The sequence below is a fragment of the Phocaeicola faecicola genome, assembly GCF_013618865.1.
GTDB classification, from domain to species: domain Bacteria; phylum Bacteroidota; class Bacteroidia; order Bacteroidales; family Bacteroidaceae; genus Phocaeicola; species Phocaeicola faecicola.
In genome coordinates this window covers 1-21,287 of the sequence record NZ_JABSOE010000024.1, presented here as the reverse complement: position 1 = coordinate 21,287, position 21,287 = coordinate 1, and the positions used below count along the sequence as shown (strand labels likewise).

Here is a 21,287-nt window from a genome sequence, read left to right as displayed (position 1 = left end):
CAGATAACCTCATAAAATAAGGAGAGTCATATACAATTCCCGAAGAAATTTGATATGACTCTCCAATCTACATTATTTTACTACAGTTTAACAGGCGATAAAGAAGCGGGACTTATACAAGGAATCCCAGCAAAATACCTGCAGCCACAGCCGATCCGATTACACCGGCTACGTTAGGACCCATTGCATGCATCAGCAGGTAGTTGCTCGGGTCATATTCCAGACCGATTATCTGTGAGATTCGTGCCGAGTCAGGAACTGCAGATACACCGGCATTTCCGATAAGCGGGTTGATCTTGTTCTCTTTCTTCAATACCAGGTTGAAAATCTTCACGAAAATGACACCTGATGCGGTTGCAATGACAAATGACAATGCTCCCAAAGCGAAAATCTTGATAGAGTCCCAGGTAAGGAATTCAGATGCCTGAGTAGAGGCACCTACCGTGAGTCCCAGCAGGATGGTGATGGTATCAATCAGCGGACCGCGGGCAGTCTCTGCCAGACGACGTGTAACGCCACTTTCCTTCAGCAGGTTACCGAAGAACAGCATACCCAGCAAAGGAAGACCGGAAGGTACCAGGAAACAGGTCAGCAGCAGTCCCACAATCGGGAACATCACTTTCTCTGTATGCGATACGGCGCGTGGAGCCTTCATGCGGATCAGTCTTTCCTTCTTGGTAGTCAGCAAGCGCATGATAGGCGGCTGGATGACCGGTACAAGGGCCATGTAGGAGTAGGCTGATACGGCAATGGCTCCCATCAGGTTAGGGGCTAATTTGGAAGAAAGGAAGATGGCTGTCGGACCGTCTGCACCACCGATGATACCGATGGCAGCTGCCTGCATCGGGTCGAATCCCATTTCAAGAGCAATCATGTAGGCTCCGAAAATACCGAACTGTGCAGCCGCACCAATCAGCATCAGTTTAGGATTGGATATCAGTGCGGAGAAGTCCGTCATGGCTCCGATGCCCAGGAAGATGAGCGGCGGATACCATCCCGAGGTAACCCCCTGATACAAGATATTAAGAACTGATCCTTCTTCATACAGCCCGACTTTCAGTCCGGCCTCCATGTTGAAAGGAATGTTTCCGATCAGAATACCGAAACCGATGGGAATAAGCAGCATCGGTTCAAACTCTTTTGCTACGGCCAGATAAATGAATCCGATACCGATCAGGATCATGATGAGATGTCCTGGAGTGGCATTGTAGAAGCCGGTATAGGTCCAGAAATCGGCCAGGTTATTTTGTAGAAAGCTAAAAAATTCTCCCATAATTATTCAATGATTATAAGGTCTGTACCTTCAAGAATAGATTCTCCCTTGCTCACACGGATTGAAGTGACCTTTCCGTCACGGTCTGACTTGATGTCGTTTTCCATTTTCATGGCTTCCAGTATCATCAGGGTCTGTCCGCGTTTTACCATATCTCCTTCCTTGACTTTGATTTCAAGGATTACGCCAGGAAGCGGAGACTTGACTCCCGACTTGCCTCCTGCAGGGGCCGGACGGGTAATGGTAGCAGCCGGTGGAGCAGCCGGAGTTGTAGCCGCTGTACGCACTACGGGTTTGATTTTTGGCTTGTTCTGCTTTTCCAGTTCTACAGTATATGCCGTACCGTTTACTTCTACATGTACGTTATTGTCTTCGATGTCACCCACAACAACCTTGTACAAGTTGCCGTTTATTTTATATTTATATTCTTTCATGGTTATTTGTTCATTAAGGAGATTATTTCTTATGAGGGGTTTCACGCAGCGTGTAAATCTTCGAGCTCCACGGAGAGTAGCTTCGTTTTACGCGGCTGATGGTCAGGATCGTTTCTTCCACATCGTGGTCGGCTCCCTGTGCTTCGTGGAGGGCCATGGAGATGGCTGCAATCACTTCGCCCGGAGCTTCTCCCAGTCCTTTTTCCTTGGCTTCTGCCTTGTCGGTAATGTTATGTACCTTCATGGCATTCCGCTTGCGCAATGCGATGGCTGCCTTACCGATAAACTTAAAGCAAAGATACAACAGAATCAGTCCGCAGAATACGACGCTCATTGCCGAGATGGCCATACCGATACCGGCAGGGTCGTGCTGTTCGAACTTGTCCATCTTCGGATTGCTCTCAATGGTCTTGTTGTTGGTACTTGGAGTCACGTATTTTTCAGCACTGTCGTCTTTCACTTCCCATTCTGCCGAAGCGTCACTGATGCGTGCATACGACTGGTTGGCCTTCAGTACACCGGCCGGAACCACTACCTCATCCAGCAGTTTCTTGCCCGAATCATAAAGTCCGATCCAGTTGGCTTCGGTCTTGCTGAGTACGAAGTTGGTGTGGAACGTTCCGCGCCGCGGAGTTCCGTCCGCCCAGAAAAGCGTATGCTGACGCGGTTTGATGCTGGTCAGTACGTCTCCTTTCGGAATGAAATAAGTGATGGTGTCACCCGGCTGGCTGCTCACTTTCAGCAGGCATCCTGCCAGGTCGGCACTGCTGTATGCCCGGTTGAATATTTCAATCCATCCGCTGTGTACCCCGTAATCATCCTGGAAGTTGCTCCGGTTGTCCACCAGCACTTCGTTGATCACCAGTTTGTTGTTCGATTTCTGTTCTGTACACGAACTGAACCCGATCAAAAGCATCAGTGAAAGAAATATTCCAATTTTATATCTAGTCATAATTAATCAGATTTTGAAAGGTTAGATTACAAAGGAATATTACCGTGCTTCTTGGCCGGATTGCTCAGCTTCTTGGTCTGCAACTGCTGCAATGCGCGGATGATGCGGAAACGGGTATTACGCGGTTCAATCACATCATCGATATAGCCGTACTTGGCTGCATTGTACGGGTTGGCGAAGAGCTTGGTGTATTCGGCTTCTTTCTCAGCCATGAATGCCTTCGGATCGGCGGCTTCCTTCGCTTCCTTGGCATACAATACCTCAACTGCACCGGCACCTCCCATTACTGCGATTTCAGCGGTCGGCCATGCGTAGTTCATGTCACCTCTCAACTGCTTGCAGCTCATCACGATGTGTGAACCACCGTAAGACTTGCGCAGGGTGATGGTAACCTTAGGAACGGTAGCTTCACCGTAAGCATAAAGCAGTTTGGCTCCGTGCAGGATGACTGCATTGTATTCCTGACCCGTACCCGGAAGGAATCCCGGAACGTCTACCAGTGATACGATTGGAATGTTGAAGGCGTCGCAGAAACGGACGAAGCGGGCACCTTTGCGGGATGCATTGCAGTCGAGCACACCTGCCAGGAACTTAGGCTGGTTGGCTACGATACCCACCGACTGGCCGTTGAAGCGGGCAAAACCGATAATGATATTCTTTGCATAGTCGCGCTGTACTTCCAGGAATTCGCCGTTGTCAACAATGGCGCCGATGACTTCGTACATATCGTACGGCTTGTTCGGACTGTCAGGAATGATTTCGTTCAGTGAGTCTTCCAGACGGTCGATCGGGTCAGTACAGTCTACATAAGGCGGCTCTTCCAGGTTGTTCTGCGGAATGTAGCTCAACAGCTTGCGGATGAGTGCCAGTCCTTCTTCTTCAGTAGAGGCAGTAAAGTGCGTTACTCCCGAGCGGGTAGAGTGTACGCTGGCACCTCCCAGGTCTTCCTGAGAAACGTCTTCTCCCGTAACGGTCTTGACTACTTTCGGACCGGTAAGGAACATATATGAAGTACCTTCCATCATCAGCGTAAAGTCGGTCAGTGCCGGAGAATATACGGCGCCGCCTGCGCAGGGACCGAAGATACCTGAAATCTGCGGAATAACACCAGATGCCAGGATGTTGCGCTGGAAAATTTCTGCATAACCGGCCAGTGCATTGATACCTTCCTGAATACGGGCACCACCCGAGTCATTGATACCGATGCAAGGAGCCCCCATTTTCATGGCCATATCCATGACCTTGCAGATCTTGAGTGACATGGTTTCGGACAGTGATCCGGCCGAAACGGTGAAATCCTGTGCGAAGACATACACCAGACGTCCTTCGATGGTTCCGTATCCGGTAACGACACCGTCGCCCAGATAATGTTTCTTGTCCATTCCGAAGTTGGTACAGCGGTGCTTTACAAACATGTCCATTTCCTCGAAACTGCCTTCATCCAATAACATGGCGATGCGTTCGCGGGCTGTATATTTACCTTTGGCGTGTTGTTTTTCGATGGCCTTTTCCCCACCGCCCAAGCGAGCCTGGGCGCGCAGTTCAATCAGTTCCTTTACTTTTTCGAGTTGGTTACTCATGGTATTAGAATTTTAATAAATTAATGAATAATAGAATGATGAACCTGGCAGATTATCTTGTCATCAGGATCAGTCTTGTCAGGTTCATCATCTGTATTTATTTTTCACAAAGTTCGGTCAGTACCCCCATCGTTGATTTCGGGTGAAGGAAGGCAATCTGCAATCCTTCCGCCCCTTTCCGGGGTGCCTTGTCGATCAGACGGATACCGTTAGACTCTGCTTCTGCCAGTGCGTTGGCTACGCCGTCTTCTACGGCAAAGGCTACATGGTGCACGCCCATGCCGCGGTTCTCGATGAATTTGGCGATGGTGCTTTCTTCACAGGTAGGCTCCAGCAGTTCGATTTTGGTGTCTCCGCACTTCAGGAAGGCTGTTCTTACTTTCTGGTCTTCTACGGTTTCTATGTTATAGCATTTCAATCCAAGTACGTTTTCGTAATAAGGAAGGGCTTCTTCGATACTTTTTACCGCAATGCCCAAATGTTCAATGTGGGAAATTTTCATGGTTGTTTGTTGTTTTTTTATTGGTATTAAAATCTAAAGTAAGTGTTTTCATTTGCACAAAGAAAAGAAAAATGTGTCGAATAATGAAATCTTTCTTTAATTAATTTTCTTCCGATAACGCTTTTTTTCATTCCTGCAATTCCGTAATTTGCCGTATTTCCTGCAGCTCTTCGGGAGCGAAGTTCGTGTTCGATAAGGCATTCAGGTTGTCTTTCAGCTGTTCAACTGAACTGGCTCCGATAATGACGGAGGTCACCCGGTTGTCCTGCAGCAACCAGGCCAGAGACATTTCTGCGAGTGTCTGGTTCCGGCGGAGAGCCACCTGGTTCAGGGCCTTAATCTGCGAGAGTACCTTGTCGGTCAGGGCCTCCTTTTTCAGGTATCCTCCCCGGGCAATGCGGGAGTCTTCCGGAATGCCGTTCAGGTAACGGTCGCTGAGGAGTCCCTGTGCCAGCGGAGAGAATGCGATAAATCCGCTTCCCTGTGCGGCCGATTCCTCCAGGATGCCTTCTTTTTCCACTGCCTGGTCGAGCAGACTGTACCGTCCCTGATACAGCAGGCAAGGGGTACGGTTCTCTTTCAGGAACCGGTATGCGATTTCCAGCTGTTCCTTCGGATATTTGGACAGTCCCACGTACAGTGCCTTTCCTTGTCGTACGATATCGGTCAGTGCCTGCAGGGTTTCTTCCAGCGGTGTTTCCGGATCGTACCGGTGGCTGTAGAAGATGTCTACATAATCCAGTCTCATCCGTTTCAGGCTCTGGTCGAGGCTGGCCATAAGGTGCTTGCGGGAGTTCCAGATTCCGTAAGGACCTTCCCACATGTCGTGGCCGGCCTTGGTAGAGATGAACAGTTCATCTCGGTAAGGTGCCATCGAGCGCTGCATGATGCTGCCGAAGGTTTCCTCGGCCGATCCGTAAGAAGGGCCGTAGTTGTTGGCAAGGTCAAAATGAGTCACTCCGTGGTCGAAGGCATAATGGATTTTCTTCTGACTCAGTGACAGGGTGTCTACGTCACCGAAATTATGCCACAGTCCCAGTGAGACGGCCGGCAGCAGGATTCCGCTTTTTCCGGCACGCCGATATTGCATACCGCAGTCATACCGGTTTCCGGCAGCTGCATAAACAGGTTCTTTCATAGTGGTATTCTTTATTAATATAAGTTTGAATGGATGTCGTTTCTTAAATGTAAAGCCGTATCAGCAGGCGGTTGAGCCAGTTCCATTTCACCTTGAACCACCTGCGGCTGCTCAACTGTTTTCCTCCGAACCGCAGGATGAAGTCGCGGTAGCCGAACTTCCGGAAGGGCAGGCCGGCGTCCATGAATTCGAAATGCTTGAATCCGAGCTGACGGGCGTGAATCATGGCCTTCCATACCGCCAGCACACCGGGATATTGCGGGGCATAGCTCTTTCTCATTCCGCCGGAGAAAATCAGGTAGGCCGTATCTCCGGAGTACAGGCAGACTGCACCTCCGATGATTTTATGTTTGTAGCGGATCAGGAAAATATTGCCGTAATGCTGCTGTTCCGGGTGTGCCTGCAGGTGAAGGAAAAAATTAAGGTCGGGCAGGTACCGGTAAATCTTGTGTGAGTAATATTTTTTCAGCATCTTGAAGAATTCGGTCACTTCTTCAGTCGATTTTGCGGTTTCCATAGTGGCTCCGTTCTGGAGGCCGCGCGCAATCTGGCGCTTCCGGGAGGGACTCATCCACTTGTCGATGGTTGCGTGGTGGATGGAGTTCCGGACCCTCAGCCATTTTACCGGGAAATAATGGTTCTTTCTGAAATACTTGTATCCGAAGAGCGGTTCCTCCAGGTTGCGGAACTCTATCAGGAAAGAGTCGTTTCCCAGACGGGAGGTAAAATAACTCAGCATTTCATTGAAGATTTCCTCCCTCTTGTAACGGGAACTGAAGTATTCTCCGGTGCCATATACATACGTTTTGCGGATGAAGTGGAACATCCGGAAATTATACCGGGTGATGCACAGCAGTTTTCCAATGGGTTTTCCTGCTTCCGAAGCGACGAGCAGGATCGGATGGTATCCCGGTGTCTGTTCCAATACCCGGAAAAGTGCCGTAGAGTGAAAGATATTGGTACCGGGCAAATCGGGTATGTTTCTGGAGTCTTCGTATGTCGTTAGTCGGATGGCCATATTCTTAGCATCTAATCTGCATTATCTGTCATGGGGTAAATATAGAAAAATCTGTATAGACGACCAAACCGATTCTGCATTTTCTGACTGTACGGGAAGATTCTTGTCGGACACCGGTGGAATCCGGGGCGGGGAATACCCCCGTGGACTGCTTCGCTGACGGACTCCTAGAACGGATATCCCACCGCAAAATGGAAGGCAAAATCCCGCTTGAAATTAGGAGAGATTACCGGGAAACGGTTGCGTCCGCTTTCCATCGGGTTGATGGCCTTCATACCTCCGTCGAAACGCAGGATCAGGAAGTCGAGGTCGAAGCGTATACCCAGTCCGTAGGATACGGCCAGCTGCTTGTAGAAGCGGTCGAACCGGAACACACCCTCCGAATAGATTCCCTGCGAACGGATGTTCCAGATGTTTCCGGCATCGATGAACAGGGCACCGTTCAGTTTCCAGAACAGCAAGGTCCGGTATTCAAGGTTCAGGTCGATCTTGATGTCTCCCGTATGATTGACATAATCGATGCTGTTGGCATCTCCCTGGTAGGTACCCGGTCCGAGGGTACGGATGCCCCATCCGCGGACACTGTTGGCTCCTCCCGAGAAATAGAGTTTTTCGAAAGGCAGACTCTTGGAGTTGCCGTAAGGTACGGCCACACCGATTCCGGTATGGAAGACCAGGGCATTGCGCTCGTCGATCATGAAATTCTTCGCATAGTCGAAATCGAGTTTCACGTATTGGGCAAAGTTGATATTGGCCAGCTGATAGATGCCGTCATCACTCTTTTTCCGCTGAGTCAGTCTGGAGATTCCGTACATCAGGTTTCCGGCTTCTTCAATGTTCAGACGGATGGAGTAAGAGTTTCGCTTGGCCGTTTGCATCGTACTGGCTCCGGCACTGTTATACGTATAGGTATAGCCCAGGCGCACGATGAACAGGTCTTCGTAGCTGTGTCTCAGCAACGGATTCACTTCGTCCATCCGGTCCAGATACTCCTCGAACGTCGGAGAGGTATAGGGCATGTAGATGTAGTTGATGTCCAGCAGGTCGAACCGGTGTGTAGCCTTTCCCCTCCGTGTCCAGTGATAGCTCCAGGCTGCCGATGCCAGGGTACGCTCAAACTCCGGACGGATCTGCCAGTTGTACTTCACACTGACCTCTGAGGTTGCCCTGATTTTCCGCTTGAAGTCGGAAGAAAGAAAAGGGAACATGAATTCCGGGAAGTTGAGGCTGCTTTCCACCCCGTATTCCATGTAGTTGCTGTTGGCATAGCCCTCCAGTCCGGTAATGGCCTCATAAGCCCCTCTGAGCTTGAGCGAGAAGGACTCCGACCCCTTGAACAGGTTGCGGTGGTTGAAGGTGACCGAGGCAGCGGCTCCCAGGTCGCCGGCAGAGTTGGTACCCTCAATCTCAAATTCCATGGACTTGTTCTTGTTGCGTGAAAGGGTCACATAGGCATCCAGAAAGGCACTGTCGTTCTGCAATACCTCCCGGAAACGGATGTTGGAGTATTTCAGTATGTGAAGCCGGCTCAAGGAAGCATAGGTATTCTGTACGTCCCGGCTCTGGTACAACTGCCCTTTGGTGATGAAATTGCTTTCTTCCAGTACCTTCGGGCGCAGGAACATCTTGTTGTTATAATAGATCTGTATGTGGTCGGTCGAGAATCTGTGGAGCTGGCCGAAACTTTCTTCCGAGAGGGAAGTGGGGTCGGTATCCAGCAGGTAGTTGACCTCCCTGACGGTGTATTGCTGGTGGGTGGAAGGAGAGTCTTCCTTGAGCCTTTGGAAAGGAGCAATCTGCATGGTCAGGTCAATCTTGTGGGTGTTCAGGATGGTATCGGCCTGGAAGGTGATGAAATCTTTGTTGAACCGGTAGTATCCTCTGTCCTGCAGGTACTGGGTGATGCGCTGGCGTTCGGCATCCAGCTGGTTGACGTCGAAGCGCATGCCTTTCTGCAGGTTGATACGGATGGAGTCGTCGCGGAACAGGGCGTTGATCCGTGCATCGTCAATGTCGTATCCGATGTAGTCAATCACGTAGGGCTCGCCCGAGGTAATCTGGTAGCAGACTTTCATGCGGTTGCCTTTTGGGGTTTCCCGTACGGTGACGGATGCTCCCATATAACCGATGTTTTGTACGGCTTTCTGTATCTCCTGACGGGTTTCCTGAGCCAGTTCCCTGTCGTAAATGACAGGGGCATCTCCCAGTCGTCTCCACAGGCGGTTAATCCACCGGGTAGAGTCCTGTCCGGAGGCACTGTAAATGTACATCGGTATCTTTACCAGACTGAACCACTTGGCGTTAGGGTTCTGGCGCACGTAGGCCGTCATGTAGGAAGGCTTGATTTCTTTGTTGTCGGATTCTATCTTGACATCGTCCAGCAGATAACTGTCCTGAGGGATAAATTTATTGACTGAGCATCCGGATAACACCAGAAGCAGGTACATACAACAGATATATAAATAGACTTTTATCTTCATGCCGGAATATCGAATCTTAATGCAAAATTATGTGCAAAGATACCAATTTATTAAAAATATCTTCTTAGCTTTGTACGTGAATAATTGTTATTTTTATCAACTTGTTAGTCATGCTCAGTAAAAATAAAATCAAATATATACGCTCGTTGGAACTGAAGAAAAACCGGAAACAGGAACAGGCTTTCCTTGCCGAAGGGAATAAGCTGGTCGGTGATTTGTTGGGGATTTTTCCTTGTCGTCTGGTGGTGGCCACCGGTCAGTGGCTGGAAGAGCATGCCGGTATTCAGGCCGATGAGGTGTATGAGGTGAGCCGGGAGGAACTGTCGAAGGTGAGTCTGCTGAAGACGCCGCAGGAGGTGCTGGCGGTTTTCGGACAGCCGGAATGGAAGTGGACGCCCGAAGAGGTGTCCGGATCGTTGTGCCTGGCCCTCGATGATGTGCAGGACCCGGGAAACCTGGGAACCATTGTGCGCATTGCCGACTGGTTTGGTATTGAGCATGTATTCTGCTCCACGGGTACAGTGGATATTTACAATCCGAAAGCGATTCAGGCTACGATGGGGGCAGTGGCCCGCGTGAAACTGCATTACGTGGATCTGGAGGCGTTTATCCGGAAGGTCTCAGAACGGGATGTGCCGGTATACGGCACCTTCCTCGACGGGGAGAATCTGTATGAGCACGACCTGCAGAACCGGGGGGTGATTGTGATGGGCAATGAAGGAAATGGCATCAGCCGTGAGATTGCAGCTCTGGTCAACCGCAAGGTGCTGATTCCGAATTATCCGCAGGGCAGGGAGACGAGTGAGTCCTTGAACGTGGCGGTGGCTACGGCTGTGGTCTGCTCGGAATTCCGCCGCAGGGCGACTGTGAAATAAAAAGAAGTCTGTTAGGGAAACTACTGGCAGCAGACACAGATATTCTAGAAGTAAGTTTGGTTAGTAAAAAGAAAAAGCATCCTTGACGGCCCAGCGGCGCTGTCAAGGATGCTTGGTTTATTTTTTACGGATGAAAATCAGTCCCGAAGGGTAAGTACCGTTTTCTCCGCTCCACTCCAGCTGGAGGAGGAAAGGTGTTCCGGCCTCAAACTGGTCTACCGAGAAGCTGTAGGTAGCTACGGAAGCCTGTGGACCGACCTGTTTTTCTTCTTTCGATCCGGCGAGTTTCTCGTCCCGTTTCAGCAGGCTGAACGAATGAATGGTCAGTTTCTCGTTGCCTTTGGTGTGAATGAACGACAGCTCGTAGTCACCGTTGCCGGAAATCTTTCCGGTACACTCAATCTTCAGCGGACTGGGCAGATTGGGGTTGCCGGCAGGATTCCAGTTGTATACAAATTCACCGTACTCCTTATAGGCCGAGTAATCGGGGGCGAAATACAGCGGCAATGAGTAGTGGTGGTTGTCGACTACGGTAATGGCATGGAAGTCATTCTTGTCGGCCACCCGCACCGGTCCGTTGTATTCGGCAGAATGAATGCTCGGGTACCGTCCGTTGGTGGTATACAGGATCCGGGCTCCTTCTACGTTTGATTTCAGAGTAATCTCCGTTTCTCCGTTACTGTTTTCCTTCATGTCCGTAACCTCCGGTTCGGGCACGCGGTAATGGCAGCCCTTATGGTCCAGTTTGGCATAATGATAGCGGATACGCGACTGGAAGTCGGCATAGTTGCGGTCGGCCATCTTACCCCAGGCTACTTCCGAGAGAGCAAGCAGACGGGGGAAGGTCAGGTATTCGGCATAGTTCTCCGAACGGTTCTCATTCAGCAGGGGAAGTTCCTGCAGTACGGTGCCGTGAATGAACTGGTCGGACCAGAGGCAGCCCTGTACCCCGATGACGGTGGAAGTGGGCGAGTAATCATTGATTTCCATCGAATAGCATTTCTCAAGAGAGATAGGGGGCATCCATCCCGCTGCCTTGATCTCGCCGGGTGTCTTGCTCTCGGCAAAATCGAAGTACATGTGGGTAGCAGGAGTCAGAATGGCCTTGTGTCCCGTACGGGTAGCCTGAATACTGTCGCCTACGTTGTGCCACATCAGTGCCACTACCGGATTCTTAACCTCTCCCCGTTGTATGATTTCTTCCCAACCGATGACGGTGCGGTCCTTTTCCTTCATCATGTCCGAAACGACGTTGGTCAGATAGCCCTGCAGTTCCGAAGCCTTTGTCAGTCCCTCGCGTTTCATGACCTCCTGACAGCGCGGACATTCTTCCCAGCGGGTATATACGGCCTCGTCTCCTCCGATGTTGATGTAGTGTGAGGGGAAGAGGGCCACGGTTTCGTCGAGTACGTCTTTCAGGAACTGATAGGAACTTTCCTTTCCTACGCACAGCAGGTCACGGCTGATGAAATGCTGGACGGGCACTTCATGCTGTTCGCCGGTACAGCACAGCCACGGATAGGCCGCTACGGCCGAAAGCATGTGTGCCGGGAACTCAATTTCGGGAATGATCTCCACGTTGCGCAGTCTTCCGTATTCGATGATCTCCTTGATGTCTTCCTGGGTATAGTAGCCGCCCAGCCGTTTGCTGTCGGGACCGGCCCATGCTCCGATTTCGGTCAGCAGCGGGTATTTCTTGATTTCCAGTCGCCATCCGGAGTCGTCAATCAAGTGGAACTGCAGCTTGTTCAGCTTGTACATGGCCATCATGTCGATGTATTTCTTGACGAAATCCTTGTCGTAGAAGTAGCGGGCTACGTCGAGCATCATGCCTCTCCAGGGACGTTCCGGAGCGTCGTAGACAGAAACGGCGGGAACCGTCCAGCTGACATTGCGCTGGCGTTCGCGGCTGTATACCTCCGAGGGGAAGAGCTGCAGCAGGGTCTGTATGCCGTAGAATACACCGGCTTCATCGGCTCCGCAGATGGTGACTCCTTTCGGATTGGTTTCCAGCCGGTAGCCTTCGCTGTCCTTAATCTGTGAGGGGGAAAGGCTGAGGCGGATATCGGCTTTCCTGGTACCTTCCTGAACGGTCAGGTCCCAGCCGGTCGAGCGGCTGAGGAGGTCTTGCAGGTATTCGGCCTGTTCCTGGAGGCCTTTTTCATAACCGATGACAGTCTGGGCTGTCAGCGTGAAATTTCCTTCGTTCTGAGTAACCTGGACAGGCTGGGGAATGATGGAAACGGGTTGTGCGTCTGCAACAGAGAGACTGCATGCGAGCAGGCAACTTATGATTCCTTTGCCTATGAGTCGGGGGGTGGATGGGTGAATCATCATGATTTTAAGTTTAACAATAGTGAATGTATCAGATAAATGCAACAACAATTGCATGGTTACACTTGCAAATATACGAAAAGGTGAGGCAGAGACAAAAGGAAGCATTGTTTTATTATTCTGGCTTTGCCGGACCGTATCCTATTATTTGCGTGAAATGCAAATATAGTGAAATTCCTTGATTCTTTAAAATTTGTGTGGCGATAAAGGAAGAAACCTGGATGTCTGTAAATGCAAAAAGCGTGTGGCTTACTTCTGTAATTTGTTTGCCGGCGTGGTTTGGATAATCAGCGTCGGCAACTGATAAATCGGCGCCGTAGCGTATTGGATTGGCGGGGAAAGTTAGGGTATGTATCTTCTTTCACCGAAATAAATCCGGTGTAACGGGAAAGAATATGTGGCGGCCGGATTAATTTGGCAGCAAGGCGACCGGGGCATTTTACGAAAAGCAAATTGGCCGACTTATTAGATTATTCCACCGAAAATACGTAAGTTTGCGTCATTAATACAGAAAAATACGAAAATGGAAAACTTCAGTGATTTGATCCGGCTGCGGCGCAGCATGCGCAAGTTTACTTCCGAGGAACTGGCTCCGGAAGAAGTGGTAACCTTGCTGAAGGCGGCATTGATGTCGCCTACCTCCAAGCGTTCAAACAGTTGGCAGTTCATTGCTGTCGACGACAAGGAGACGCTCGATAAACTGTCACGGTGCAAAGAACACGGGGCGGCTTTCCTGGCCGATGCCGCACTGGCCATTGTGGTGATGGCCGATCCGCTGGCCAGCGATGTCTGGATAGAGGATGCCTCGGTGGCTTCCATCCTGATTCAGCTTCAGGCAGAAGACATGGGACTGGGCAGCTGCTGGATACAGGTGCGTGAGCGGTTTACTGCTGCTACCGGCATGTCTTCGGATGAGTATGTACACGGAATACTCGACATTCCGTTGCAGTTGCAGGTGCTTTCCATCATTGCCATCGGACACAAGGGAATGGAACGCAAGCCCTTCGACGAGGAGCATCTGCAGTGGGAGAAGGTACATATCAATAAGTACGGAGGAAAATAAACGTGTCGGCGAAAATGGCAAATCAACACGATACCTACCGGGCCCTGGCGGTCTTTCTGGGACTGACGGGGCTGCTCCATCTGGTTAACGGGTGGATTTCTTTTGCATCCATGGGACTGCCGTGGGTAATGGAGAAGGATACGGTGCTGCTCTGTGCGGCGGTGGTCTTTCTCTGGTTCAAGGCCGACAAGTCGGTGGGCCTGATTCTGCTGACAGTGTGGCTGATACAGAACATTGCGCTGGTCATCCGCTGGCTGGGACAGATGTCGGGCTACCTGCTTCCGGTGACGCTGCTGGCGGTAGGGGGCTTGCTGTACTGGTTCTCTTCGCGTAAATGACTGCAGGGAGAGGTATCTGAAGCATATTTGTAATCACTTTAACAGGAAGGAATCTGGAAAATGAGTTTGAATCGGATTGTTTTGATAGGGGCCGGAAATGTGGCTACGCACCTGGGAGAGGCCTTGTCGCGGGCAGGGTACTCCATTGTGCAGGTATACAGTCGTACGGAGGCGTCGGCTTCGGAACTTGCCGGAAAGTTGCATTGCAGCTATACGGTTGCCATGGAGGATGTTACCGCTGAGGCGGATCTGTATGTGGTTTCGGTGAAAGACGACGCTTTGCCTGTGCTGGCAGCGCAACTGGGGAAGGTGAACCGGGAAGCCTTGTTTGTACATACGGCGGGCAGTGTGCCGATGGATGTCTGGAAAGGAAAAGCCGACCGTTACGGTGTGCTGTATCCGATGCAGACGTTCAGCAAGCAGCGGCCGGTCGATTTTACCACGGTGTCTTTTTTTGTGGAGGCACTTCGCAAGGAAGACAGTGAGGCATTGATGGAACTGGCGGTCGGATTGGGAGGAAAGGCTTACGAGGCTTCTTCCGAACAGCGGCGTTTTCTGCACATCGCGGCGGTGTTTGCCTGCAATTTCTCGAACCACATGTATGCGGTGGCCAAGCATCTGCTGGATGCACACGGACTGCCTTTTGAGGCAATGTATCCCCTTATCGACGAGACGGCACGGAAGGTACATGAGATGGCTCCGGTGGCGGGGCAGACGGGACCGGCTCAGCGGAACGATGTCCAGGTAATGGACGGGCATCTGAACATGCTGGCAGACGAACCGGAACTGGCGGAGATTTACCGGCTGGTGAGTCGCAATATTTATAAGTATTCATCTGAAAAAGAGTAAGAAATCATAAAGAAGAAGGACTAAAGTATGATAGATTATGACTTGACGAAAATAAAGGCGCTGATTTTTGATGTGGACGGCGTACTGAGTGCGGAGACTATTGTGCTGCATCCGAACGGGGAACCGATGCGGACGGTGAACATCAAGGATGGCTATGCCTTGCAACTGGCTGTGAAATGCGGACTGCATGTGGCGATTATTACCGGCGGACGGACGGAGGCGGTCCGGAAACGCTACGAGGGTCTGGGTATACAGGATGTGTACCTGGGGGCATCGGTGAAGACGCGGGAGTATGCCGAACTGATGAAGAAGTACGACCTGAAGCCGGAGGAGGTGCTTTATATGGGTGATGACATTCCGGATTATGAGGTGCTGAAACTGGTGGGACTGCCTTGCTGTCCGGCGGATGCGGCTCCTGAAATCAAGTCGGTATGCCGTTATATCTCGCACCGGAACGGTGGATATGGCTGTGGCCGTGATGTGGTGGAACAGGTGTTGCGGGCACAGGGAAAGTGGATGGAAGAAGAAAAGGCTTTCGGCTGGTAAGTGCTGCAATCGTAGAACAAGTGTCTGTTGCAGCGGAACGCCGGAACGGCTGAATGTCTGTTGCAGCGGGATATTCAAAAATAAACAAGAAAATGGTACTGGATAATTTAAGGAAATATCGGATTATATTGGCTTCCAACTCTCCAAGGCGGAAGGAACTGCTGGGGGGACTGGGAATCGATTATGAGGTGAAGGTGCTTCCGGGCATCGACGAGAGCTATCCCGATTCCCTGAAAGGGGAGGAGATTCCGGTGTACATTGCATCGGAAAAGGCAGCTGCCTACCGGGCGGTGATGCAGGAGGACGACCTGATCATTACGGCAGATACGATTGTGTATCTCGACGGTGAGGTGCTGGGCAAGCCTCGTGATGCGGCTGATGCTGCCCGGATGTTGCGTCTGCTCTCAGGAAAGACGCATCAGGTCATTACGGGAGTCTGCATTACGACGCAGGCCTTCCAGAAGTCGTTCGCTGCCGTAACGGAGGTTACGTTTGATACCTTGTCGGAAGAGGAAATCGACTATTATGTCAGCAAGTATGCGCCGATGGACAAGGCGGGTTCGTACGGCATTCAGGAGTGGATCGGTTTCATCGGTGTCACGGGAATGAAGGGCTCGTACTTCAATGTGATGGGACTTCCGGTGCAGCGTCTGTACAGGGAACTGAAGGGACTGTAAGCCGGTGCGGCGATTCAGGGCAGAAGCGGTATATCGACAGAAAGATTGTCGGTATACCGCTTCTGTGTGTTTAAGGGGCTGCTTATTTTTTCAGAAATTCGCTGGGAGACATTCCGGTTACCTGTTTGAAGACCCGGTTGAAGTTAGTGGGGATGTTGAAGCCGACCTCATAGGCTACCTGCTTCATGTTTTTCTCTCCGTCGGAGGCCAGTTCGATGGCACGGATGATGCGCTGGCGGTTCAGGTAGTTGCAGAAATGGATGCCGGATGCATTGAACAGCCGGCTGAGGTTGCGGACAGACAGTCCGAACTGTGCAGCCACGTCTCCTATCTTGAGTTCCTCCTGCAGGTGGTCGGTCATGTATTCCAGTATGGCAGGAAGACGGGAGTCGTTCGACAGTACAACATTCTTGAAGAGTCTCTTCGTATGCGGGCAGATGCTTGCCTGCATGCGGAAGAAACTGATGGAGTACTGGTAGATGTCGGGGTGCTGCAACTGACTGATGGAGGGAACGAAGGTGGCCAGGAACTTCAGGTTTTCCGAAATCAGCGGGTTGACCGGATAGATGGCAAACTGCGACTGGGCCTCTGAGGGCAGGGGCAGCGGGAGACTGGCATAGAAAATGACCAGTGAGGCCTGACGGTTGTTGCTGGTAAGCCGGTGGGCGGTGTGGGCCGGAATCCAGGCAATGTGCTTTTCGGGTACGAAGTAGCTGGTGCTTCCGATGTATACGTGAAGGGTACCCGAGAGGGTATAGATGATTTGGAATTTTTGATGGATGTGTTCGGTGATGTGGATGTCTTCCCATCCGGTTTTCTTGACCAGAATTTCGTGGACTTCGGATTCTCTGATAATGCCAAGGTAGTTTATCTGTTCGTGGTTCATGAGTGGTGATATGGCTTAAATGGATAATATTATTGCTTAATATGCAAATCCGGTACAAATTTAATGGATTAATTTTGCGCATCAAAAATCTGAAGGCTCGTTCTTAGGTGTAAGGGCAGTCTTTCAGTGGCTTACTGTCAGGATGAATGTGCAGACCGGAGGGAAAAGAATAAAGGATAATGGATAAATATATTTGCAATGATTAAGCGGAATGTAATAGGTATTGGTTTATTGGGACTGTCAATGGCCCTGCAGGCGCAGGAAAAACTGCTGACGATTGAGGAGATGTTCCGGATTGCGGACAGCAACAGCACGGAACTTCAGCTGCGCCGGTTGAGGATGAGTGAGGCGGAACAGGGAATACGGATTGCGAAAAACGACCGTTTGCCTTCGGTGGGAGCGCAGGTGGAACTGAATTATATCGGTGACGGGGTCATGACGGAACGTGATTTTTCCGGAGGAATTCATGCGGACATGCCGCACTGGGGAAACACCTTCGTTGTCAAGGCTTCTCAGGTGATATATGCAGGTGGAGAAATATCCCGGGGCATTGAACGTAGTCGGCTGGAGGCAGAGGCAGCCGGACATGAGTACTGTATTACACAACAGGATCTTCGTTTTCTGCTTCTGGGATATTATCTCGACCTGTTTCAGTTGAACAACCAGCGGACGGTTTACGAACGGAATGTGGAGCAGACGCAGATTCTGGTGAAGGATATGAAGGCGGCTTACCGGCAGGGAACGGCACTGAAGAGTGACATTACCCGCTATGAGCTGCAGCTGCAGAACATTCAGCTCCGGCTGACGGCTACCGAGAATGAAATCAATAAGATCAATTACCGGTTGCTGACGGCACTGGGCCTCGATCAGGGATTGCAGATTGTGCCTGATAAAAACTCACTGCTGGTGGCCGAGGTGGATTCGCTCAGTGAGCAGGACTGGAGATGGGCGTCGAAGGAGGCTCCAAGGTTGCAACTGGCGGATACGGAAATCGCGCTTTCCAGAAACCGGGAGCGCCTGATCCGGGCCGAACGTCTGCCTCGGGTGCATGTCTCGCTGACCAGTGAACTGAACGGACCGATTCTGGTGGAGGTTCCTCCGCTGAACAATAATTTTGCATATTGGTTTGCGGGGGTCAGTGTGTCGTACAGCTTTGATTCGCTCTTCAAAAGTCACAAGAAACTGAAGCAGGCTAAAATTGCCATCATGCGCTCTGAGATGGCAAAAGAACAGGTGGCCGAGGAAGTCGACAATTCGATTCATGCAGCTTATGTGGACTTGAATGAGGCGTATATCCGTTTGCGGACGCAGCAGAAAAGCGTGCAGCTGGCTCATGAGAATTATGGGATCGTGCGGCACCGTTACCTGAACGGACTGGCACTGATTACTGACATGCTGGACGCAAGCAATACGCAGCTGGATATGGAACTGCAGCTGGCTAATTATCAGATTGGAATATTGTATCAGTATTATTTACTTAAAAAGTTAACAGGAACCCTTTAATGTAAGACGACTATGATTCAGAATAAGAAAAGAGTAATTCCTAATTTCATCATATCATTAATCATTGTAGCTGGAATCGGATGGGTATGTGCCAAGTTTGTACATCTTGGAAATGTGGAGTTTACAGACAATGCACAGGTCAAACAGCACTTGTCTCCGGTGAGTACGAGGGTGCAGGGATTCATCAAGAAAATCTGCTTTGAGGAGTATCAGCAGGTCCGCAAGGGGGATACGCTGGTAATCATAGAGGATACGGAATACCGGCTGAAGCTGGCGCAGGCCATTGCGGACTATAAGAATGTACTGGCCGGAAAGAGTGCGATGCATACTACGATCAATACGACGCAGAACAATATTTGGGTGACGGATGCGGCGATTGAGGAGCAGCGTATCCGGCTGCAGAATGCGGAGACGGATTACAAGCGTTATCAGCAACTGGTGAAGGAGGAGGCAGTGACCCCCCAGCAGTTTGACCGGGTAGAGACGGATTATGCGGCTACCAAGGCTCGTTATGAGCAGCTGCTCAGGCAGAAGGAGTCTACGAATCTCTTGAAGCAGGAGCAGATACAGCGTCTGGACCAGAACGAGGCGGCCATCAAACTGGCTGAGGCTGCATTGGAACTGGCCCGGCTGAATTTGTCTTATACGATTATCGTGGCTACTACCGACGGGGTAACGGGACGGAAGAACATTCACGAAGGGGAACTGGTGCAGCAGGGAGAAACGCTGGTGACGCTGGTGGACGGTACCGACAAGTGGGTGATAGCGAATTATAAGGAGACACAGACTACGGATATGAGAACGGGGCAGCCGGTGGAGGTTCGGGTGGATGCCATTCCGGGAATTGTCTTTGAGGGAAGGATTGCTTCCATTTCGGATGCAACGGGAGCGGCGTATTCGCTGATTCCTCAGGATAATGCGGCAGGCAACTTTGTGAAGGTGGAACAGCGGATTCCGGTGCGCATTGAGTTTACGGAGAATAACCGTCCGGAGGACTTGAATCGTCTTTGGGCGGGAATGAATGTGGAGTGTACCGTTAAAGTGAACCGCTGATGCGCTGGCTTGTATTTTCCAACCGTCCCAAGGTCCTGTATTTTAAGGACAGTGTACCGACGGGGGCATGTATTGTCTTATCGTTGTTCTTTGCAATGGTATTTCAGTTCAATGGCGGTGTCTTTCTTCCTGCGGCACTCCAGATGTCGAGTGCACTGGGATGCATCCAGGAGGATGTGACAATGGCCGGATATGCTTCCTTTATCGGGATGACGGTGATTTTTCCGATTTTGTTCCGCTTGAAAAGCCGGTTTACGACGCGGATGATTTTCATGGTGGTCTGTCCGGTACTGATTGCGTGCAACCTGATGATGTTGCATGTCGAGAATATCTATGTGATGATTGGGGTATGTTTTGTCTCCGGATTTTTCCGGATGTGGGGAACCTTCGAATGTTTTTCCAATATTCGCCTGAGTGTGACTCCGTCCGGAAATTTCTCGGTCTTTTATCCGGTCATCTATATCGTGGTGCTGGAGAGTATCCAGCTTTCGGGACTGGTGACGATACAGATAAGCGACTGGGCGAACTGGCGCTATATGCATTGGTTTGTAATTGGAATGCTGGCGTGTGTGTGGCTTTGTGTGTTTTTCCTGACCAAGCATGTCCGGATGCAGCGGAAAACGCCTCTTTACGGAATCGACTGGCTGGGAGGGGTGCTTTGGGGAGTGGTGCTGTTCTGTGTGGTGTTTGTCTGTATCTATGGGGATTATTACGATTGGCTGGACAGTGCGAGGATACGTGCGGCTTTGGTGACTGCCGTGGTACTGATACTGGTCAGCATCAACCGGATGCACCGGGTGTCCCGCCCTTATATTTCTCCAGAGGTGTTCGGATACCGTCATTTCCCTACTATTCTGGTCTTGTTTCTGGCACTGTGTCTGTTCCTGACTACCGCTTCGGTATTGCAGGAACGTTTCATGAGATCGATCCTGAACTTTGACATGCTGAATGCGGTATCGTTGAACTGGTATGTCTTTGTGGGCATTCTGGTAGGGGATGGGGTGGTATTTTATCGGCAGGTGGTGCTGCGGAAGGGATTTAAGTTCCTGATATCATTAGGATTTATTCTGATTGTCGTCTATCAGTACTGCATGTATTTTCTGATTGATCCGAATTTGAATATCGAGAGTCTGTATTTCCCGAATTTTCTGAAAGGGGTCGGCCACGGGATTCTGTATATCTCACTGACAATTTATGTGGCGAAAAGTGTTCCGTTCAAGCATTTCTTTCAGGGACTGTGTGTATTGAGCTTTATCCGTACGAGCATCGCTACTCCCTTGGGAACGGCCATCTTGAACCGCTGGCTGCGGATTCTTCAGGGGGAGAATATCGGATTGCTGGCACGGACCATCGACAAGGTGCAGAATGTTCCGGTACAGGAATTGTATGGGGAGGTGGTCCGGCAGACCGTGCTGACCAGTATCAAGGGACTGTTCGGCTATGTATGTGTATTGGGAACTGTCTTTCTGGCCGTGCTGCTGAGTTATCGGCTTTGGCGGAAAATACGTTTTCACGAGGAGTGAGATGATGGATGCCTCGGCTATGGTTTTTTCTTGAATTTGGAAGGGTATCGTGCTGTTGCTCCGAGGCTGAAGCTTTAGAACCGGATTCATATATGGGTTAAAATAATAGTAGTGGAGCAGGATGCTCAAATGTAACGAGGCTGTCTCAAAATACTTTGAGATGGCCTTTTTTGTGTCTGCAAAAAAAATCGGGCAAGCCCTAACTTCACTAAGTCAGAACTTGCCCGTTTCCCTAATTTTTTGTATCTTAGGGAATCAAACTA

At 50.6% G+C, this 21,287-nt stretch carries 19 protein-coding genes; 9 read left to right on the top strand and 10 right to left on the bottom strand.

Features of this window, described 5'->3' with window-relative positions:
* Positions 1-112: 112 nt before the first annotated feature.
* The 8 genes from H3001_RS08320 to tamL all read right to left on the bottom strand — a co-directional run bounded on the left by H3001_RS08320 (position 113) and on the right by tamL (position 9,377).
* Complete coding sequence (locus H3001_RS08320; RefSeq protein WP_178244653.1) at positions 113-1,273, bottom strand: sodium ion-translocating decarboxylase subunit beta; 1,161 nt, start codon at positions 1,271-1,273, stop codon at positions 113-115.
* A 2-nt stretch (positions 1,274-1,275) separates the two neighbouring features.
* Positions 1,276-1,707, bottom strand: coding sequence for a biotin/lipoyl-containing protein (locus tag H3001_RS08315; RefSeq protein ID WP_178244654.1), 432 nt, complete (start codon positions 1,705-1,707; stop codon positions 1,276-1,278).
* A 22-nt stretch (positions 1,708-1,729) separates the two neighbouring features.
* The gene (locus tag H3001_RS08310; protein ID WP_181214673.1) at positions 1,730-2,659 is read right to left on the bottom strand and encodes an OadG family transporter subunit; all 930 of its coding nucleotides are present in this window, start codon (positions 2,657-2,659) and stop codon (positions 1,730-1,732) included.
* 26 nt (positions 2,660-2,685) lie between these two features.
* Positions 2,686-4,239, bottom strand: a complete 1,554-nt coding sequence (locus H3001_RS08305; RefSeq protein ID WP_178244656.1) for an acyl-CoA carboxylase subunit beta — start codon at positions 4,237-4,239, stop codon at positions 2,686-2,688.
* Positions 4,240-4,336: 97 nt separating this feature from the next.
* Entirely contained in the window at positions 4,337-4,741 is a 405-nt protein-coding gene (mce, locus tag H3001_RS08300) for a methylmalonyl-CoA epimerase (RefSeq protein WP_178244657.1), read from the bottom strand.
* Positions 4,742-4,868: 127 nt separating this feature from the next.
* Positions 4,869-5,879 carry an aldo/keto reductase gene (locus tag H3001_RS08295; protein ID WP_178244658.1) on the bottom strand — a complete coding sequence of 337 codons (1,011 nt, stop codon included), beginning with the start codon at positions 5,877-5,879 and terminating at the stop codon, positions 4,869-4,871.
* Between the two features lie 43 nt (positions 5,880-5,922).
* On the bottom strand, positions 5,923-6,897 hold the full coding sequence (locus H3001_RS08290; RefSeq protein WP_181214672.1) for a GNAT family N-acetyltransferase: 975 nt from the start codon (positions 6,895-6,897) through the stop codon (positions 5,923-5,925).
* Between the two features lie 167 nt (positions 6,898-7,064).
* Entirely contained in the window at positions 7,065-9,377 is a 2,313-nt protein-coding gene (gene tamL / locus H3001_RS08285; protein ID WP_181214671.1) for a translocation and assembly module lipoprotein TamL, read from the bottom strand.
* Between the two features lie 110 nt (positions 9,378-9,487).
* Here tamL and H3001_RS08280 point away from each other — a divergent pair, with 110 nt between their 5' ends.
* The gene (locus H3001_RS08280; protein ID WP_178244661.1) at positions 9,488-10,252 is read left to right on the top strand and encodes a TrmH family RNA methyltransferase; all 765 of its coding nucleotides are present in this window, start codon (positions 9,488-9,490) and stop codon (positions 10,250-10,252) included.
* Positions 10,253-10,369: 117 nt separating this feature from the next.
* On the opposite strand, the gene H3001_RS08275 is transcribed toward H3001_RS08280, so the two are convergent.
* Positions 10,370-12,589, bottom strand: a complete 2,220-nt coding sequence (locus tag H3001_RS08275; RefSeq protein ID WP_246368528.1) for a beta-N-acetylhexosaminidase — start codon at positions 12,587-12,589, stop codon at positions 10,370-10,372.
* A gap of 520 nt (positions 12,590-13,109) precedes the next feature.
* Between H3001_RS08275 and H3001_RS08270 the strand changes: the two genes are divergently transcribed.
* The 5 genes from H3001_RS08270 to H3001_RS08250 all read left to right on the top strand — a co-directional run bounded on the left by H3001_RS08270 (position 13,110) and on the right by H3001_RS08250 (position 16,059).
* Positions 13,110-13,649 carry a nitroreductase family protein gene (locus H3001_RS08270; protein ID WP_181214670.1) on the top strand — a complete coding sequence of 180 codons (540 nt, stop codon included), beginning with the start codon at positions 13,110-13,112 and terminating at the stop codon, positions 13,647-13,649.
* A gap of 14 nt (positions 13,650-13,663) precedes the next feature.
* A complete protein-coding gene (locus H3001_RS08265; RefSeq protein ID WP_178244663.1) occupies positions 13,664-13,987 on the top strand; it encodes a hypothetical protein in 324 nt (107 codons plus the stop codon).
* Between the two features lie 60 nt (positions 13,988-14,047).
* Positions 14,048-14,836 carry a Rossmann-like and DUF2520 domain-containing protein gene (locus H3001_RS08260; RefSeq protein WP_178244664.1) on the top strand — a complete coding sequence of 263 codons (789 nt, stop codon included), beginning with the start codon at positions 14,048-14,050 and terminating at the stop codon, positions 14,834-14,836.
* Between the two features lie 27 nt (positions 14,837-14,863).
* Positions 14,864-15,382, top strand: coding sequence for a KdsC family phosphatase (locus H3001_RS08255; RefSeq protein ID WP_178244665.1), 519 nt, complete (start codon positions 14,864-14,866; stop codon positions 15,380-15,382).
* Positions 15,383-15,474: 92 nt separating this feature from the next.
* Positions 15,475-16,059, top strand: a complete 585-nt coding sequence (locus H3001_RS08250; protein ID WP_178244666.1) for a Maf-like protein — start codon at positions 15,475-15,477, stop codon at positions 16,057-16,059.
* A gap of 82 nt (positions 16,060-16,141) precedes the next feature.
* On the opposite strand, the gene H3001_RS08245 is transcribed toward H3001_RS08250, so the two are convergent.
* Complete coding sequence (locus tag H3001_RS08245; RefSeq protein ID WP_178244667.1) at positions 16,142-16,945, bottom strand: helix-turn-helix transcriptional regulator; 804 nt, start codon at positions 16,943-16,945, stop codon at positions 16,142-16,144.
* Positions 16,946-17,143: 198 nt separating this feature from the next.
* Between H3001_RS08245 and H3001_RS08240 the strand changes: the two genes are divergently transcribed.
* From H3001_RS08240 to H3001_RS08230, 3 genes are read left to right on the top strand one after another with little or no spacing between them, the layout of a single operon-like run.
* Positions 17,144-18,448, top strand: coding sequence for a TolC family protein (locus H3001_RS08240; protein WP_181214669.1), 1,305 nt, complete (start codon positions 17,144-17,146; stop codon positions 18,446-18,448).
* A 12-nt stretch (positions 18,449-18,460) separates the two neighbouring features.
* The gene (locus H3001_RS08235) at positions 18,461-19,501 is read left to right on the top strand and encodes an HlyD family secretion protein (protein ID WP_181214668.1); all 1,041 of its coding nucleotides are present in this window, start codon (positions 18,461-18,463) and stop codon (positions 19,499-19,501) included.
* Positions 19,501-21,024 carry a hypothetical protein gene (locus tag H3001_RS08230; protein WP_181214667.1) on the top strand — a complete coding sequence of 508 codons (1,524 nt, stop codon included), beginning with the start codon at positions 19,501-19,503 and terminating at the stop codon, positions 21,022-21,024. The genes H3001_RS08235 and H3001_RS08230 overlap by 1 nt, the downstream gene beginning before the upstream one ends.
* Positions 21,025-21,287 lie beyond the last annotated feature (263 nt).

Coding starts and splice junctions, on each gene's coding strand:
- H3001_RS08320 (WP_178244653.1), bottom strand. CDS start 1,273: ATGGGAGAATTTTTTAGCTTTCTACAAAATAACCTGGCCGATTTCTGG.
- H3001_RS08315 (WP_178244654.1), bottom strand. CDS start 1,707: ATGAAAGAATATAAATATAAAATAAACGGCAACTTGTACAAGGTTGTT.
- H3001_RS08310 (WP_181214673.1), bottom strand. CDS start 2,659: ATGACTAGATATAAAATTGGAATATTTCTTTCACTGATGCTTTTGATC.
- H3001_RS08305 (WP_178244656.1), bottom strand. CDS start 4,239: ATGAGTAACCAACTCGAAAAAGTAAAGGAACTGATTGAACTGCGCGCC.
- mce (WP_178244657.1), bottom strand. CDS start 4,741: ATGAAAATTTCCCACATTGAACATTTGGGCATTGCGGTAAAAAGTATC.
- H3001_RS08295 (WP_178244658.1), bottom strand. CDS start 5,879: ATGAAAGAACCTGTTTATGCAGCTGCCGGAAACCGGTATGACTGCGGT.
- H3001_RS08290 (WP_181214672.1), bottom strand. CDS start 6,897: ATGGCCATCCGACTAACGACATACGAAGACTCCAGAAACATACCCGAT.
- tamL (WP_181214671.1), bottom strand. CDS start 9,377: ATGAAGATAAAAGTCTATTTATATATCTGTTGTATGTACCTGCTTCTG.
- H3001_RS08280 (WP_178244661.1), top strand. CDS start 9,488: ATGCTCAGTAAAAATAAAATCAAATATATACGCTCGTTGGAACTGAAG.
- H3001_RS08275 (WP_246368528.1), bottom strand. CDS start 12,589: ATGATGATTCACCCATCCACCCCCCGACTCATAGGCAAAGGAATCATA.
- H3001_RS08270 (WP_181214670.1), top strand. CDS start 13,110: ATGGAAAACTTCAGTGATTTGATCCGGCTGCGGCGCAGCATGCGCAAG.
- H3001_RS08265 (WP_178244663.1), top strand. CDS start 13,664: ATGGCAAATCAACACGATACCTACCGGGCCCTGGCGGTCTTTCTGGGA.
- H3001_RS08260 (WP_178244664.1), top strand. CDS start 14,048: ATGAGTTTGAATCGGATTGTTTTGATAGGGGCCGGAAATGTGGCTACG.
- H3001_RS08255 (WP_178244665.1), top strand. CDS start 14,864: ATGATAGATTATGACTTGACGAAAATAAAGGCGCTGATTTTTGATGTG.
- H3001_RS08250 (WP_178244666.1), top strand. CDS start 15,475: ATGGTACTGGATAATTTAAGGAAATATCGGATTATATTGGCTTCCAAC.
- H3001_RS08245 (WP_178244667.1), bottom strand. CDS start 16,945: ATGAACCACGAACAGATAAACTACCTTGGCATTATCAGAGAATCCGAA.
- H3001_RS08240 (WP_181214669.1), top strand. CDS start 17,144: ATGATTAAGCGGAATGTAATAGGTATTGGTTTATTGGGACTGTCAATG.
- H3001_RS08235 (WP_181214668.1), top strand. CDS start 18,461: ATGATTCAGAATAAGAAAAGAGTAATTCCTAATTTCATCATATCATTA.
- H3001_RS08230 (WP_181214667.1), top strand. CDS start 19,501: ATGCGCTGGCTTGTATTTTCCAACCGTCCCAAGGTCCTGTATTTTAAG.